12 protein-coding genes are annotated in these 16,656 nt (G+C 68.6%); 8 read left to right on the top strand and 4 right to left on the bottom strand.

The window, feature by feature from the left end; genetic code table 11:
• Positions 1-4: 4 nt before the first annotated feature.
• Positions 5-772, bottom strand: coding sequence for an IclR family transcriptional regulator (locus ACFWBW_RS18100; RefSeq protein ID WP_385373529.1), 768 nt, complete (start codon positions 770-772; stop codon positions 5-7).
• A 264-nt stretch (positions 773-1,036) separates the two neighbouring features.
• On the opposite strand from ACFWBW_RS18100, the gene metH reads away from it, so the two are divergent.
• From metH to ACFWBW_RS18080, 4 genes are all read left to right on the top strand, one after another.
• Positions 1,037-4,546 carry a methionine synthase gene (metH, locus tag ACFWBW_RS18095; protein ID WP_385373527.1) on the top strand — a complete coding sequence of 1,170 codons (3,510 nt, stop codon included), beginning with the start codon at positions 1,037-1,039 and terminating at the stop codon, positions 4,544-4,546.
• Positions 4,547-4,757: 211 nt separating this feature from the next.
• A complete protein-coding gene (locus ACFWBW_RS18090; RefSeq protein WP_385373525.1) occupies positions 4,758-5,459 on the top strand; it encodes an HAD family hydrolase in 702 nt (233 codons plus the stop codon).
• 480 nt (positions 5,460-5,939) lie between these two features.
• Entirely contained in the window at positions 5,940-7,544 is a 1,605-nt protein-coding gene (locus ACFWBW_RS18085) for an ABC transporter substrate-binding protein (RefSeq protein ID WP_385373523.1), read from the top strand.
• Between the two features lie 115 nt (positions 7,545-7,659).
• A complete protein-coding gene (locus ACFWBW_RS18080) occupies positions 7,660-9,240 on the top strand; it encodes an ABC transporter substrate-binding protein (protein ID WP_385373521.1) in 1,581 nt (526 codons plus the stop codon).
• 119 nt (positions 9,241-9,359) lie between these two features.
• On the opposite strand, the gene ACFWBW_RS18075 is transcribed toward ACFWBW_RS18080, so the two are convergent.
• Entirely contained in the window at positions 9,360-10,034 is a 675-nt protein-coding gene (locus ACFWBW_RS18075; protein ID WP_385373519.1) for a response regulator, read from the bottom strand.
• Between the two features lie 82 nt (positions 10,035-10,116).
• A complete protein-coding gene (locus ACFWBW_RS18070; RefSeq protein ID WP_385373517.1) occupies positions 10,117-11,022 on the bottom strand; it encodes a RecB family exonuclease in 906 nt (301 codons plus the stop codon).
• A gap of 243 nt (positions 11,023-11,265) precedes the next feature.
• Between ACFWBW_RS18070 and ACFWBW_RS18065 the strand changes: the two genes are divergently transcribed.
• The 3 genes from ACFWBW_RS18065 to ACFWBW_RS18055 all read left to right on the top strand — a co-directional run bounded on the left by ACFWBW_RS18065 (position 11,266) and on the right by ACFWBW_RS18055 (position 14,222).
• The gene (locus ACFWBW_RS18065) at positions 11,266-12,399 is read left to right on the top strand and encodes a site-2 protease family protein (protein WP_385373645.1); all 1,134 of its coding nucleotides are present in this window, start codon (positions 11,266-11,268) and stop codon (positions 12,397-12,399) included.
• 18 nt (positions 12,400-12,417) lie between these two features.
• Positions 12,418-13,365 carry a tRNA (adenine-N1)-methyltransferase gene (locus tag ACFWBW_RS18060; RefSeq protein WP_385373516.1) on the top strand — a complete coding sequence of 316 codons (948 nt, stop codon included), beginning with the start codon at positions 12,418-12,420 and terminating at the stop codon, positions 13,363-13,365.
• Positions 13,366-13,604: 239 nt separating this feature from the next.
• A complete protein-coding gene (locus ACFWBW_RS18055) occupies positions 13,605-14,222 on the top strand; it encodes a hypothetical protein (protein ID WP_385373514.1) in 618 nt (205 codons plus the stop codon).
• Positions 14,223-14,226: 4 nt separating this feature from the next.
• Here the strand turns inward: ACFWBW_RS18055 and ACFWBW_RS18050 are convergent, their stop codons facing one another.
• Positions 14,227-14,547: a ferredoxin gene (locus ACFWBW_RS18050; RefSeq protein WP_385373512.1), complete on the bottom strand. Its 321-nt coding sequence runs from the start codon at positions 14,545-14,547 to the stop codon at positions 14,227-14,229.
• Positions 14,548-14,812: 265 nt separating this feature from the next.
• On the opposite strand from ACFWBW_RS18050, the gene arc reads away from it, so the two are divergent.
• Positions 14,813-16,579 carry a proteasome ATPase gene (gene arc, locus ACFWBW_RS18045; RefSeq protein ID WP_385373510.1) on the top strand — a complete coding sequence of 589 codons (1,767 nt, stop codon included), beginning with the start codon at positions 14,813-14,815 and terminating at the stop codon, positions 16,577-16,579.
• The last annotated feature ends 77 nt before the right edge of the window (positions 16,580-16,656 follow it).

The raw sequence follows: 16,656 nt of genomic DNA, 5'->3' as shown, positions 1-16,656 counted from the left end.
AAGGTCAGAACCGGCCCGCTCCGAGATCGCGTGAAACCGCCCGTGCGCAGTCTCGTACGGACGCCACCAGGGACGGCAGGGGCTCTCCGGAGTCCCCGCACACCCGCTCCACCGCGCCCGCGACGGCGACCGCGCCGACCGGCATCCTGCGGCGGTCGTGGATGGGGGCCGCCACCGAGGCGACCCCGTCCCAGGTCTCCTCGATGTCGCCGGCCCAGCCCCGGGCCCGGATCAGGGTCAGGACCTCTTCGAACCCGGCCGCGTCGGTGACCGTGCGGGGGGTGAACGCCTCCCGCTCCACCTCCATGACCTGCGTGTGCGCCACCGGGTCGTAGGCCGACAGCACCTTGCCCAGGGCCGTGGAGTGCAGCGGCTGCATGGCTCCCACCTCCAGCACCTGACGGCTGTCGTCGGGCCGGAACACGTGGTGCATGATCAGCACCCCGCTCTTGTGCAGCACCCCCACGTACACGCTCTCCCCGCTCGCGCGGGCCAGGTCGTCCGTCCACACCAGGGCGCGCGCCCGCAGCTCGTGGACGTCCAGATAGCTGTTGCCCAGGCGCAGCAGCTCCGCGCCGAGCTGGTAGCGGCCCGAGGCCGGGTCCTGTTCCACGAACCCCTCGGCCTGCAGCGTGCGCAGGATCCCGTGCGCCGTGCCCTTGGCCAGGCCGAGGGAGGAGGCCACGTCCGAGAGCCCCAGCCGGCGCTCGCCGCCCGCCAGGAGCCGCAGCATCGCAGCGGCTCGTTCGAGCGACTGGATGTTCCGTGCCATCGCGCAGCCTCCTGCTGACGTAGTTCGACAATGCTGAACACTATCGGTCGATGCCGACTTCATGCATGGCGAGGGGCGAGTCTCCGCCGGACGAGTCGTCCAGGACACCCGGGCCGAAAGCCGTCACCCCACCGGCACAGAATGCAGTCCGCCACGTGGGACGCCCTAACCGGGCTCGAGTCGGCACCGTTACCCTGGCCGCGTGCACCCTTGACACAGGAGGGGTGCAAAGCCGACAGCCGTCGCATCCCAGGGAGCTCACCCATGGCCTCGTTGCCGAACCAGCCCGCTGACACCCAGACCCGGGCCGATGCCCTCCGCCAGGCACTGGCGACCCGTGTGGTCGTAGCCGACGGAGCCATGGGAACCATGCTCCAGGCCCAGGACCCGACCCTGGACGACTTCGAACAGCTCGAAGGCTGCAACGAGATCCTCAACGTCACCCGCCCCGACATCGTGGCCAACGTGCACCGCGAGTACTTCGAGGCCGGCGTGGACTGCGTCGAGACCAACACCTTCGGCACGAACTACGCCGCCCTCGCCGAGTACGACATCGCGGACCGCAACCACGAGCTGTCGCTCGCCGGCGCCCGCATCGCCCGCGAGATCGCCGACGAGTTCACCGCCTCCACCGGGCAGCAGCGCTGGGTCCTCGGCTCGATGGGCCCCGGCACCAAGCTGCCCACCCTGGGCCACATCGACTACGGAACCATCCGCGACGCCTACCAGATCAACGCCGAAGGCCTGATCACCGGCGGCGCCGACGCGCTCCTCGTGGAGACCACCCAGGACCTGCTGCAGACCAAGTCCTCCATCGTCGGCGCCCGCCGCGCCATGGAGGCCCTCGGCGTGTCCGTCCCGCTGATCTGCTCCGTGACCGTGGAAACCACCGGCACGATGCTGCTCGGCTCGGAGATCGGCGCCGCGCTCACCGCGCTGGAGCCCCTGGGCATCGACATGATCGGCCTGAACTGCGCCACCGGCCCCGCCGAGATGAGCGAGCACCTGCGCTACCTCGCGCGCAACTCCCGCATCCCCCTCTCCTGCATGCCCAACGCGGGCCTGCCGGTCCTCGGCAAGAACGGCGCCCACTACCCGCTGTCCGCGAGCGAGCTCGCCGACGCCCAGGAGACCTTCGTCCGCGAGTACGGCCTCTCCCTCGTCGGCGGCTGCTGCGGCACCACCCCCGAGCACCTGCGCCAGGTCGTCGAGCGCGTCCGCGGCCTCAGCCCCGCCGCGCGCGAGCCCCGCCCCGAGCCCGGCGCGTCCTCCCTCTACCAGACGGTCCCCTTCCGCCAGGACATCTCGTACATGGCGATCGGCGAGCGCACCAACGCGAACGGGTCCAAGAAGTTCCGCGAGGCCATGCTCGAAGCCCGCTGGGACGACTGCGTCGAGATGGTCCGCGACCAGATCCGCGAAGGCGCGCACATGCTCGACCTGTGCGTGGACTACGTCGGCCGCGACGGCGTCGCCGACATGAAGGAACTCGCCGGACGCTTCGCGACCGCCTCCACCCTGCCGATCGTCCTCGACTCCACCGAGGTCCCCGTCCTGCGGGCCGGCCTGGAGAAGCTCGGCGGGCGCGCCGTCATCAACTCCGTCAACTACGAGGACGGCGACGGCCCCGAGTCCCGCTTCGCCAAGGTCACCCGCCTCGCCCAGGAGCACGGCGCAGCCCTCATCGCGCTGACCATCGACGAGGAGGGCCAGGCCCGCACCGTCGAGCACAAGGTCGCCATCGCCGAGCGCCTCATCGACGACCTCACGGGCAACTGGGGGATCCTCGAGTCGGACATCCTCATCGACACCCTGACCTTCACCATCTGCACCGGCCAGGAAGAGTCCCGCAAGGACGGCATCGCCACGATCGAATCGATCCGCGAACTCAAGCGCCGCCACCCCGACGTCCAGACCACCCTCGGCCTCTCCAACATCTCCTTCGGCCTCAACCCGGCCGCCCGAGTCCTCTTGAACTCCGTCTTCCTCGACGAGTGCGTCAAGGCCGGCCTCGACTCCGCGATCGTCCACGCCTCCAAGATCCTGCCGATCGCACGGTTCACCGAGGAGCAGGTGACCACCGCCCTCGACCTGATCTACGACCGGCGCGCCGAGGGCTACGACCCGCTCCAGAAGCTGATGGCCCTCTTCGAGGGCGTCAACACCAAGTCGATGAAGGCCGGCCGCGCCGAGGAACTCCTCGCCCTGCCCCTGGACGAGCGCCTCCAGCGCCGCATCATCGACGGCGAGAAGAACGGCCTGGACGCAGACCTCGACGAGGCCCTCCAGACCCGCCCCGCCCTCGACATCGTCAACGACACCCTCCTGGAGGGCATGAAGGTCGTCGGCGAACTCTTCGGCTCCGGCCAGATGCAGCTCCCCTTCGTGCTCCAGTCCGCCGAGGTCATGAAGACCGCGGTGGCCCACCTGGAACCGCACATGGAGAAGAGCGACGACGAGGGCAAGGGCACCATCGTCCTGGCCACCGTCCGCGGCGACGTCCACGACATCGGCAAGAACCTCGTCGACATCATCCTGACCAACAACGGCTACAACGTCGTCAACATCGGCATCAAGCAGCCGGTCTCCGCGATCCTCGAAGCCGCCCAGGAACACAGGGCCGACGTCATCGGAATGTCCGGCCTCCTGGTCAAGTCCACGGTGATCATGAAGGAGAACCTGGAGGAGCTCAACCAGCGCAAGCTGGCAGCCGACTACCCGGTCATCCTCGGCGGCGCCGCCCTCACCCGCGCCTACGTCGAACAGGACCTCCACGAGATCTACGAGGGCGAAGTCCGCTACGCCCGCGACGCCTTCGAGGGCCTGCGCCTGATGGACGCCCTCATCGCCGTCAAGCGCGGAGTCCCCGGCGCCTCCCTCCCCGAACTCAAGCAGCGCCGCGTCGCCAAGCGGGACACTCCCGTCCTCGTCGAGGAGACCGACGAGCCCGCCGGCCGCTCCGACACCTCCACCGACAACCCCGTGCCCACCCCGCCGTTCTGGGGCACCCGCGTCGTCAAGGGCATCCCGCTCAAGGACTACGCCTCCTGGCTCGACGAAGGCGCCCTCTTCAAGGGCCAGTGGGGCCTCAAGCAGGCCCGCGCCGGCGGAGCCACCTACGAGGAACTCGTCGAGAGCGAGGGACGCCCGCGCCTGCGCGGCCTCCTCGACAAGCTGCACACCGAGAACCTCCTCGAAGCCGCCGTCGTCTACGGCTACTTCCCCTGCGTCTCCAAGGGCGAGGACCTGATCATCCTCGACGACGCCGGCAACGAGCGGACCCGCTTCACCTTCCCGCGCCAGCGCCGCGGCCGCCGCCTGTGCCTCGCCGACTTCTTCCGCCCCGAGGAATCCGGCGAAACCGACGTCGTCGGCCTCCAGGTCGTCACCGTCGGCTCCAAGATCGGCGAAGCCACCGCCAAGCTGTTCGAGTCCGACTCCTACCGCGACTACCTGGAGCTCCACGGCCTCTCCGTCCAGCTCGCCGAGGCCATGGCCGAGTACTGGCACGCCCGCGTCCGCGCCGAGCTCGGCTTCGGCGGCGAGGACCCCGCCAAGGTCGAGGACATGTTCGACCTGAAGTACCGCGGCGCCCGCTTCTCCCTCGGCTACGGCGCCTGCCCCGACCTGGAGGACCGCGCCAAGATCGCCGACCTCCTCCAGCCGGAGCGCATCGGCGTCCACCTCTCCGAGGAGTTCCAGCTCCACCCCGAGCAGTCCACCGACGCCATCGTCATCCACCACCCCGAAGCGAAGTACTTCAACGCACGCTGAGACCTGCCTCGCCTCTACGCACGCCGAGACGCACCTCAAAACGCCGAGACGTACCTCCACGCACGCCGAGACGTAATTCAACGCACATCGAGACGGACCGGCGTACACTTGTCGGTCCCATACAGGCCGGTCACCTGTTCCCCCGGGCACGCCCCCGGAGGCGAGGTGACCGGCCTTCTCGTCCCCAACGGACCCCCGGAAAGGTGCGCGCATGACGAGCACAGTCCCCGCCCCCGTCGCCCGTACGGCCGACGGACACGCCCTGCAGGCGGTGCTGCTCGACATGGACGGCACACTCGTCGACACCGAGGGATTCTGGTGGGAGATCGAGGTCGGAGTCTTCGGCGAACTCGGCCACCGCCTCGACGAATCCTGGCGCGACATCGTCGTCGGCGGCCCCATGACCCGCAGCGGCGGCTTCCTCATCGAAGCCACCGGCGCCGACATCGGCCTCGCCGAACTCACCGTCCTGCTCAACGAGCGCTTCGAAGCCCGCATCGCCGACCGCGTACCCCTCATGCCCGGCGCCGAACGCCTCCTCGCCGAACTGGCCCGGCACAACGTCCCCACCGCCCTCGTCTCCGCCTCCCACCGGCGCGTCATCGACCAGGTCCTGCTCACCCTCGGCCGCGACCGCTTCACCATGACCGTCGCGGGCGACGAGGTCCCGCGCACCAAGCCCCACCCCGACCCCTACCTCCTCGCCGCCGGCGCCCTCGGCGCCCACCCCTCCCGCTGCGCCGTCATCGAGGACACCGCCACCGGCGTCGCCGCCGCCGAAGCCGCCGGATGCAGGGTCGTCGCCATCCCCTCCGTAGGCCTCATCGCCCCCGCCCCCGGCCGCACCATCGTCGGCTCCCTCGAAGACGTCGACCTGCCCTTCCTGCGCTCCCTCATCACTCCGCTCAACTGACCGCGCACGCTCCGTACCGGGAGATCCGCCCCCAGGACCAACATCCCGCGGGCGGATCTCCCGCGCAGTTCCCCGGAGGCCGAAATTCCATCCCTACCGGGGGAGTTGTACCGGGTGACCTTTGTCACCCACAAAGCACCCTTCGCACCACTGCGCGCCCTCCCGCGCCACCCCTTGTGTCCCCATTGATCAGCACCTGACCGAATCTGTGCACCGCCCCGCGCACACCCCGGGTCAACTCCCGCAACGGAGCGACAACACCCCCGATCCACGCGGTTCAAGCCACCCCTCCGCAGGCCACTAATGTCGATCCGGGCACTGCGCCGCACCTCAGCCGTCCCGGATACACACCCCTGTTCCGGAACCGCGTGGACCGATCGTCACACCACCGGCCCGATCGTTCCGCCCAGAACGGGCGACCGTCGCGATGCCCTCCACGCCAGCTTTGAACAAGTGCCGGGTCGAGGGAGTACTTCCAGCATGAACCGCAAGACCATGGCGCTGACGGCAGCCGCCGGACTGCTCACCCCCGCGCTGACCGCCTGCGGCAGCACCAGCGGCGCAGGAGCGGGATCCGGAGCGATCGTCGTCGGCACCACCGACCGGTTCGAGGCGGCCGACTACGCCCCCGCCCCGCTCGACCCCGCCTACGCCTACGACGCCGGCACCTGGAACATCCTCCGCCAGACCGTCCAGACCCTGATGCGCACCCCGCGCGGCGGCGGCAAGCCCGTCCCCGAAGCAGCCACCGAGTGCCGCTTCACCGACACCGGCAACGAGAGCTACCGCTGCGTCCTGCGCCCCGGCCTCACCTTCGCCGGCGGAGACCCGCTCACCGCCCAGGACGTCAAGTTCTCCATCGAGCGCGTCCTCGCCATCAAGGACGAGAACGGCCCCTCCTCGCTGCTCTCCACCATCGACACCGTCGAAACCAAGGGCACCGACACCGTCGTCTTCCACCTGAAGACCGCCGACGCCACCTTCCCGTACAAACTCTCCACCCCCGCCGCCGGCATCATCAGCTCCAAGAAGTACGACGCCAAGAAGCTCCGCACCGGCTTCGCCGTCGACGGCTCCGGGCCCTACACCATGAAGGCCGAAGTCAAGGGCAACCGCCTCGTCCGCGCCGTCTTCAGCAAGAACCCGAACTACCGCGGCGACCTGAAGATGCAGAACGACAAGGCCGAACTGCGCGCCTTCGACGACTCCGACGCCATGGGCAAGGCCCTGGAAAGCGGCACCATCCACATGGTCTCCCGCACCCTGTCGCCCGCCCAGATCACCGAGCTCTCCGCCAATCCCCCCAAGGGCATCAAGCTCGTCCCCATGCCCGGCCTGGAGATCCGCTACCTCGGCTTCAACACCGAAGCCCCCGCGGTCAAGGACAAGGCCGTACGCCAGGCCCTCGCCGCCGCCGTCGACCGGGGCGCCCTCATCGCCAAGGTCTACGGCAAGTCCGCGCAGCCCCTGTACTCCCTGGTCCCCACCACCCTCAGCGGCCACGTCAACTCCTTCTTCAACAAGTACGGCGAAGCCAACACCGCCAAGGCCGCCGACCTGCTGAAGAGCGCCGGAATCAAAACCCCGGTCAAGCTGACCCTCAACTACACCAACGACCACTACGGCGACGGCACCGCGGCCGAGTTCGAAGCCCTCAAGGCCCAGCTGAACTCCACCCAGCTCTTCGACATCACCGTCCAGGGCACCGACTGGGCCGACTTCAGGCCCGCCCAGAAGAAGGGCGACTACGCCGCCTACGGGCTCGGCTGGTTCCCCGACTACCCCGACGCCGACAACTTCCTCGCCCCCTTCCTGGAGCAGGACAACTTCCTCGGCACGCCGTACGCCAACACCACGGTGCGCACCAAGCTCATCCCCGAATCGCGCCGGGCCATCGACCGGGGCGTCGCCGGCCCCGCGATCGCGGAGATGCAGGACATCGTCGCCGAGGACGTACCCGTCCTGCCCCTGTGGCAGGGCAAGCAGTACGTCGCCGCACGCGACGGGATCACCGGAGTGGAGTGGTCTGTCAACGCCATCTCCGACCTCCAGCTGTGGGAACTCGGCCGCGGCGTCAGCGGCTGACACCCGACACCAGCCCCCGGCCTCCCGCCACACCGCCGCCCGTGACCCCCACCACGGGCCGCAGCACCAGCCAGACAGAACCAGACCTGCCAGTGAGACTGAGAAGGACGTTCGCGTGAAGACACGGAACCAGTGGTTGGCCGCCCCGCTCGGAGCGGCCACCGCCGCCGCGCTGCTCAGCGGCTGCGGCGCGACGGACGGCTCCAGCGCCGGCAGCGGCAAGGGCGTCGTCATGGGCATATCCGACAAGGTGAAGGCCACCGACCCCGCCTCGGGCTACGACCCGGGCTCCTGGCTGCTCTTCAACAACGTCTTCCAGTCGCTGCTCAGCTTCCCCAAGGGCGGCACCACCCCCGAACCCGACGCCGCACAGGCCTGCGGGTTCGAGGGCACCGAGAGCAAGACCTACGTGTGCACCCTGCGCGGCGGCCTGAAGTTCAGCAACGGCAACAGCCTCACCTCCAAGGACGTCAAGTACTCCTTCGAGCGCACGCTGAAGATCAACGACGAGAACGGCCCCGCCGTCATGCTCGCGTCGATCGGCACCATCGACACCCCCGACGACAAGACCGTGGTCTTCAACCTCAAGGCCTCCGACGCGACCTTCCCCAGCAAGATCGCATCCGGCGCGGGCTCCATCGTCGACCACACCGAGTACCCCGCGGACAAACTCCGCACCGACGGCAAGGCCTTCGGCTCCGGCGTCTACAAGCTGGACTCGATCAACGACAAGAGCGCCGCCTTCTCCGTCAACGACAGCTACACCGGCAAGGCCAAGCCGAAGAACAGCGGCGTCACCATGAAGTTCTTCAACGAGGACCAGGCCGCCCTCAAGAAGGTCCTCGAAAGCGGAGACGTCGACTTCGCCTTCCGCGGCCTCGCCGCCAAGGACATCGCCGGCCTCGCCTCCCAGAGCGGCGAGCAGAAGGTCGAGGTCGTCCAGGGCTCCGGCGCCGAAGTCGAACACCTCGTCTTCAACACCAGCGACCCCGTCGCCGGAAAGCTCCCCGTCCGCAAGGCCATCGCCTACCTCGTCGACCGGGAAGCCCTCGTACGAGAGGTCTACGACGGCACCGCCACCCCGCTCTACTCCATCGTCCCGGCCGGCATCGCCTCCCACACCACCGCCTTCTTCGACCGCTACGGCGGCGCCCCCCAGCCCGAGAAGGCCAAGGCCACCCTCCGCGCCGCCGGCATCAAGGACAAGGTGAAGATCACCCTGTACTCGACGCCCAGCCGCTACGGCCCCTCGACCGACGAGGAATTCCGCCTCATCGCCAAGCAGCTCAACGACAGCGGCCTCTTCGAAGCCGACGTCAAGTCCGTCGAGTTCGAGCAGTACGAGAAGGACATCCAGGCAGGCAAGTACGGCGTCTACGTCAAGGGCTGGGTCCCCGACTACCCCGACGCCGACAACTTCACGCAGCCCTTCTTCGGCCCCGACAACGTGCTGCACAACAACTACGAGAACAAGGAGATCACCGGGACGATCATCCCGTCGACCTCCGCCAAGTCCGACCGCGGCACCGCCAGCAAGGACTACGCCCGCCTCCAGGACATCGTCGCCGAGGAGATCCCGCTCCTCCCGCTCTGGCAGGGCAAGCAGTACGCCGTCACCCGCCCGAACGTGACCGGCCTGCAGTGGTCCCTGGACGCCTCCACCGTCTTCCGCTTCTGGGAGATCAGCAAGGGCTGAGCCGCTCCATCCAGGGCACCCCGAACGACGACGGGCCCGCCTCCGCACCCAGCGGAAGCGGGCCCGTACCCGTACCTGTACCCGTGCCTGCGGACCTCGACGACAGCGGCCCGAGCCGCCTACTGACCGGCCCCCGGACGCACCAGACCACTCTCGTACGCGTACACCGCCGCCTGCACCCGGTCCCGCAGACCCAGCTTCGTCAGCACATGACCCACATGCGTCTTCACCGTCGTCTCGCTCACGAACAGATCCGCCGCGATCTCCGCGTTCGACAAGCCCCGGGCCACCAGCTTCAGCACCTCGACCTCACGCTCCGTCAACGAAGCGATCATGTCCGGAACACTGTCCTCACCCGACGGCAGATGCCCCGCGTACTTGTCCAGCAGCCGCCGCGTGATGCTCGGCGCCAGCATCGCCTCGCCACCCGCCACCACCCGGATCGCCTGCACCAGCTCCGCCGCCGGCGCATCCTTCAGCAAGAACCCACTGGCCCCCGCCCGCAGCGCCTCCACCACGTACTCGTCCAGATCGAACGTCGTCAGCACCAGCACCTTCGCCGGACCGTCCCGCCCCGGACCCGTGATCTGCCGCGTCGCCTCCACCCCGTCCATCCGCGGCATCCGGATGTCCATCAGCACCACATCGGGCTGCAACACCCGCACCTGGTCCAACGCCTGCAGACCGTCCCCGGCCTCACCGACCACCGCCACGTCCTGTTCGGCCTCCAGGATCATCCGGAAACCGGTACGCAGCAGCGGCTGATCGTCGACCAGCAGTACGCGGATCGCCACGGGGTCCACCTCGTTTTCATAGGTTCACTGGTTCATTCGGACAGCAACGGGGAACCCCGCCCATTCTGCCCTGACCCCAAGATCAGGATTCGCCCCGGCCTGCGGACGGCAGCGCCAGCGGATACACCGGGGGAGTACCACCGAACTCCGGACACACCGCCTGATGATCACACCAGCCGCACAGCTTCGACTGCCGCGGCCGCCAGTCACCGCTCTCCGTCGCCTCCCGGATCGCCTCCCACAGCGCCAGCAGCTTGCGCTCCATCCGCTCCAGATCCTCGATCACCGGGTCGTACGTGATCACGTCCCCACTGCCCAGGTACACCAGCTGCAGCCGCCGCGGCACCACCCGCTTCAGCCGCCACACCACCAACGCGTAGAACTTCATCTGGAACAGCGCACCCTCGGCATACTCCGGCCGCGGCGCCTTCCCCGTCTTGTAATCGACGATCCGCACCTCACCCGTCGGCGCCACGTCCACCCGGTCGATGATCCCGCGCAGCCGAAGCCCCGAATCCAGCTCCGTCTCCACGAAGAACTCCCGCTCCACCGGCTCCAGCCGCGTCGGGTCCTCCAACGTGAACCACCGGTCCACCAACGCCTCGGCCTCACCCAGCCACCGCGTCAGCCCCGCCCCCTCGTCACCCCCCGGGAACAGCTCCAGCAACTCCGGCTTCGACTCCACCAGCCGGTCCCACTGCCCCGGAATCAACGCCTTCGCCCGCGGCGCCGTCCGCTCCGGCGCCGGATGATCGAAAAGCCGCTCCAGCACCGCGTGCACCAACGTCCCCCGCGTCGCCGCCGCACTCGGCTTCTCCGGCAACTTGTCGATCACCCGGAACCGGTACAGCAACGGACACCGCATGAAGTCACTCGCCCGCGAAGGCGACAGCGAAGAAGGAGCCACGGCCACCGCTTGCGCGGGTACGGGACCGGGCACGGAACTGGTCACTGCGTCGTCCGGACCGCTGCCGGGGCTCGTCGTCATAGACAAAACCCTACGACCCGCCACCGACAGCACGCGCATACCATCGACGCCGACCCCCCTCGCACTGCATGATCGGAGCATCACCCCGCGCCACGGCGCACCCCGAACACCACGGGAAAAAGACACCGGAACCACCGGCGCACCACCGCACCGGACAGCAGCGAACGAAGGACAACCGTGGCAGACACCGACGAAACCGGCGAGCGCGCGGGCCGGCGCTCAGGACCGGGCGGCGGACTCCTCATGGGCCGCCCCTTCGGCGTGCCCGTCTACGTCTCGCCCAGCTGGTTCCTCGTCGCCGCCCTCATCACCTGGGTCTTCGGCGACCAGCTCGACCGGATCCTCCCCGACCTCGGCACCCTGCGCTACCTCGTGGCCCTCTTCTTCGCCGTCGCCTTCTACGCCTCGGTCCTCGTCCACGAACTCGCCCACACCGTCGCCGCCCTCCGCTTCAAACTCCCCGTACGCCGCATCCAGCTCCAGTTCTTCGGCGGCGTCTCCGAGATCGAGAAGGAATCCGAAACCCCCGGCCGCGAATTCGTCCTCGCCTTCGTCGGCCCCCTCCTCTCCCTCCTCCTCGCCGGCGCCTTCTACCTCGGCATGAAAACCGTCGAACCCGCCAGCGTCCCCGGCGTCCTCCTCGCCGGCCTCATGATCTCCAACCTCCTCGTCGCCGCCTTCAACCTCCTCCCCGGCCTCCCCCTCGACGGCGGCCGCATGCTCCGCGCCGTCATCTGGGGCATCACCGGCAAACCCATGACCGGCACCATCGCCGCCGCCTGGGCCGGCCGCGCCCTCGCCGTCGCCGTCCTCCTCGGCCTGCCCCTCCTGAACTACACCGGGACCCTCGGCAACCCCACCGACGACATCGGCGGCATGGACACCGTCATGGACGCCCTCCTCGCCGCGATCCTCGCCGGCATCATCTGGACCGGCGCCGGCAACAGCCTCCGCGTAGCCCGCCTGCGCGAACACCTCCCGGAACTCCACGCCCGCAAACTCACCCGCCGCGCCATCCCCGTCGAAAACGCCACCCCCCTCTCCGAAGCCCTCCGCCGCGCCAACGAAGCCGGCGCCCGCGCCCTCGTCATCGTCGACGGACTCGGAGACCCCACCGGCATCGTCCGCGAGAGCGCCATCGCCTCCGTCCCCGAACACCGCCGCCCCTGGGTCGCAGCCGGCACCCTCGCCCAGGACCTCACCGACGGCATGAAGGTTTCAGCGGACCTCACCGGCGAAGAACTCCTCGACCACCTCCGCACCACCCCCGCCACCGAATACCTCGTCCTCCAGAACGACGGCGCGATCTACGGAGTCCTCTCCACCCTCGACGTCGAAAAGGCCTTCGTGAAGGCCATGGCGCGGCCCCAGTCCTGAAGCCAATACACTGGTCACATGTCCGAACCGACCGGTGCCGCCCGCCGACGCGGGCCCTTCGAGGTCGGGGACCAGGTACAGCTCACCGACCCCAAGGGCCGCCACTACACGTTCACGCTCGAAGCCGGGAAGAATTTCCACACCCACAAGGGTTCCTTCCCGCACGACGAGCTGATCGGCTCCCCCGAGGGAAGCGTTGTCCGTACCACGGGCAACGTCGCCTACCTCGCGCTGCGACCCCTGCTCCCCGACTATGTCCTGTCCATGCCCCGCGGTGCCGCCGTGGTCTACCCCAAGGACGCAGGCCAGATCCTGGCCTTCGCCGACATCTTCCCCGGCGCCCGCGTCGTCGAAGCAGGCGTCGGCTCCGGCTCCCTGAGCAGCTTCCTGCTGCGCGCCATCGGCGACCAGGGCATGCTCCACAGCTACGAGCGCCGCCCGGACTTCGCCGAGATCGCCACGGCCAACGTCGAGCGCTACTTCGGCGGCCCGCACCCCGCGTGGCAGCTGACCGTGGGCGACCTCCAGGACAACCTGTCCGACACGGACGTCGACCGCGTGATCCTCGACATGCTCGCCCCCTGGGAATGCCTGGAGGCCGTCTCCAAGGCCCTGGTCCCCGGCGGCATCCTCTGCTGCTACGTGGCCACCACCACCCAGCTCTCCCGGACCGTCGAATCCATCCGCGAGTTCGGCTGCTACGCCGAACCGCAGCCCTGGGAATCGATGATCCGAAACTGGCACGTCGAAGGCCTGGCCGTCCGCCCGGACCACCGCATGATCGGCCACACCGGCTTCCTCGTCACCGCCCGCCGCCTCGCGGACGGCGTCGAGCCGCCCATGCGCCGCCGCCGCCCCTCCAAGGGCGCCTACGGCGAGGACTACGACGGCCCCGGCAGCCAGTCCGCGGCCAAGACCGCGGAGACCGCCGCGACGGCCGCCGCGGACACCGCCCCCGACGCCTGAGCAGCCCAAGCCCTGAGGACCGCCCCGCCACCCGGCGGCGCGACCCGCACCACCAACACGAAGACGCTGTGCCGCAGTTCCCCCGGAACATCCGGGAACTGCGGCACAGCGTCTTTGCGTTGCCCTACGAGCCGGCCCGCACGAGCGCCCCGGCCGGCCCGGACCCACCCGTTCCACCCCGATGTGAGGTGTGGCACGATGCTGGCTCCCCGTCACCCTTCGCACAGGAGACACCCCGCGTGCCGCACAGCCCCGCCGAGCCGGCGCCGACCACCCCCACCCCGGCGCACCACCGGACCCGGCCCGTCCACTGGCTCGCCACCGCCTCGGCCCTGGCCGCCGTCATAGCCGGCGCCGGACTCCTGCAGCCCGACCCGGCCACCGGAGCCTCCGCGGACCCCGCACGCACCACGAGCCCTCAGAGCCCCGCGAGCGGCCCCCGGGCAGCCGCCCCCGACGCGCACGCAGTCACGTACCCGCTGGACTGCAAAGGCGCCCCACAAGCCGTCACGGCCACCGCCGAAGGCGACCTCGACGGCGACGGCCGACCCGAAACCGTCGCGGCCGTCCGCTGCGACGCCGGCTCGGGCACCCCACCGCACGCCGTCTACGTCCTCGTCCAGGACCCCGCGAAGACCGCGAACCCCCGCGTCGTCGCCACACTCCTCGAAGCCGCCCGCAACCAGACCGCGACCGATCTCACCGTCCGCGACCGGGTCGTCACCGCGAAGCTCCTCGGCTACTCCTCGCCCGAAGTGCCCCGCTACAGCCCCGATACCGAGCAGCTCGCCAAGTGGCGCTGGACCGGCGGAAAATTCCGCCAGGAGCTTACGGATCCGAGCCCCACAGGAGTTTGAACCCTCACTCCGCGTCGGGACCGAAGACTTCCACCCTGTCCGAAACCCGCCTTACATGGATGCAATCCCCGGGACATTCCTTCGCGGAATCCACCACGTCCTGAAGCAGCACCAGCGGAACCGGAGTGGTCGCCCCCGCCTCCACGAGCAACTCGTCGGCAGGGCCCTTCACGTACGCCAGACCATCGATGTCCAGCTCGAACACCTCCGGTGCGTACTGCACACAGATGCCGTCGCCAGTGCAGAGGTCCTGGTCGATCCAGACCTCGAGCGGCTCTCCGGCCACGCCGGAACCCCCCGCGGACGCCTCCTGCTGCACGGTCATATCTCCTGCCGTTCCCTGCCTCGAGTGATCCATCCCGGTCAGATACTCAAGGCAAGTCGCACGAGCTCTGACGGGTGTTGAACAGTTCGACCTTACAACCGGCTGCTTCCCGAGTTTGATGGGTGGGTATTTCCTTGACGGGAGGGAGTACGCAAGGGTGAAGATCGGACACACCCCTACCGTCTTTGTGATCTAGGGGTTTCAATCACCACCAGCCCAGGTAGGGTCAGAAAGCGTCCAGCTCCCCTTGGAGGAGGTGAGGACCGTGGCAGCCCACGACGACGACATCAACCGCGGCATCCGGCCCGGGCGAGGGTCTGAGGACCCCGCCGGCCAGGTTGCCTATCTCGAGCAGGAAATCGCCGTCCTGCGACGTAAGCTCGCCGACTCTCCGCGACACACGAGGATTCTCGAAGAGCGGATCGTCGAGCTCCAGACAAACCTGGCAGGCGTCTCCGCACAGAACGAGCGGCTGGCGAACACCCTGCGCGAGGCCCGCGACCAGATCGTGGCCCTCAAGGAAGAAGTCGACCGGCTCGCACAGCCGCCGGCCGGCTTCGGAGTCTTCCTGCAGTCCAACGAAGACGGAACCGTCGACATCTTCACCGGCGGCCGAAAACTCCGAGTGAACGTGAGCCCCAGCGTCGAACCGGAAGACCTCCGGCGCGGCCAGGAGGTCATGCTCAACGAAGCCCTCAACGTGGTCGAAGCCATGGAGTACGAGCGGGCCGGGGACATCGTCACCCTCAAGGAAATCCTCGAGGACGGCGAGCGCGCCCTGGTGGTCGGGCACACCGACGAGGAAAGGGTGGTGAGGCTCGCCGAGCCGCTCCTGGACGTCACCATCCGCCCCGGCGACTCCCTGCTGCTCGAACCCCGCTCCGGCTACGTCTACGAGATCGTCCCCAAGAGCGAGGTCGAAGACCTCGTCCTCGAAGAGGTCCCGGACATCGACTACGACAAGATCGGCGGCCTGGGCGACCAGATCGAACTGATCCGCGACGCCGTCGAGCTCCCCTACCTCTACCCCGACCTCTTCAAGGAACACGAACTGCGGCCCCCGAAGGGCATCCTGCTCTACGGCCCCCCCGGCTGTGGCAAGACGCTCATCGCCAAGGCCGTGGCCAACTCCCTTGCCAAGAAGGTCGCCGAGGTCACCGGCCAGCCCACCGGGAAGTCCTACTTCCTCAACATCAAGGGCCCCGAACTCCTCAACAAGTACGTCGGCGAGACCGAGCGGCACATCCGCCTCGTCTTCCAGCGCGCGAGGGAGAAGGCGAGCGAGGGCACCCCCGTCATCGTCTTCTTCGACGAGATGGAATCCCTCTTCCGCACCCGCGGATCCGGAGTCAGCTCGGACGTGGAGAACACCATCGTCCCCCAGCTGCTCGCCGAGATCGACGGCGTGGAAGGCCTGGAGAACGTCATCGTCATCGGCGCCTCCAACCGCGAGGACATGATCGACCCGGCCATCCTGCGCCCCGGCCGGCTCGACGTGAAGATCAAGATCGAGCGCCCCGGCGCCGAGGCCGCGAAGGACATCTTCGCCAAGTACCTCAAGGCCACGCTGCCCCTGCACACCGACGACCTCGGTGAGCACCAGGGCTCCACGGCCGAAACCGTCCACAGCATGATCCAGACCGTCGTCGAGCAGATGTACGCCGAAACCGAGGAAAACCGCTTCCTCGAGGTCACGTACGCCAACGGCGACAAGGAAGTCCTCTACTTCAAGGACTTCAACTCGGGCGCGATGATCCAGAACATCGTGGACCGTGCGAAGAAGATGGCCATCAAGGCCTTCCTCGAGCACAACCAGAAGGGCCTTCGCGTCGCCCATCTCCTCCAGGCTTGCGTGGACGAGTTCAAGGAGAACGAAGACCTGCCCAACACCACCAACCCCGACGACTGGGCCCGAATCTCCGGAAAGAAGGGCGAGCGGATCGTATTCATCCGAACCCTCGTCACCGGAAAGCAAGGCGCGGACACCGGACGCTCCATCGACACGGTGGCCAACACCGGTCAGTACCTCTGACAAAGCGGGCCGGGGGGGGGGGGGGGGGGAAGGGAGAAAGAAACAAAACAGCCTCCCCCCCCCCCTCTTTCCCTCCG

This window comes from Streptomyces sp. NPDC059957 (genome assembly GCF_042730015.1).
Taxonomy (GTDB): domain Bacteria; phylum Actinomycetota; class Actinomycetes; order Streptomycetales; family Streptomycetaceae; genus Streptomyces.
The sequence above is the reverse complement of the archived record's forward strand: the minus strand, read 5'-3'. Positions and strand labels throughout refer to the sequence as shown.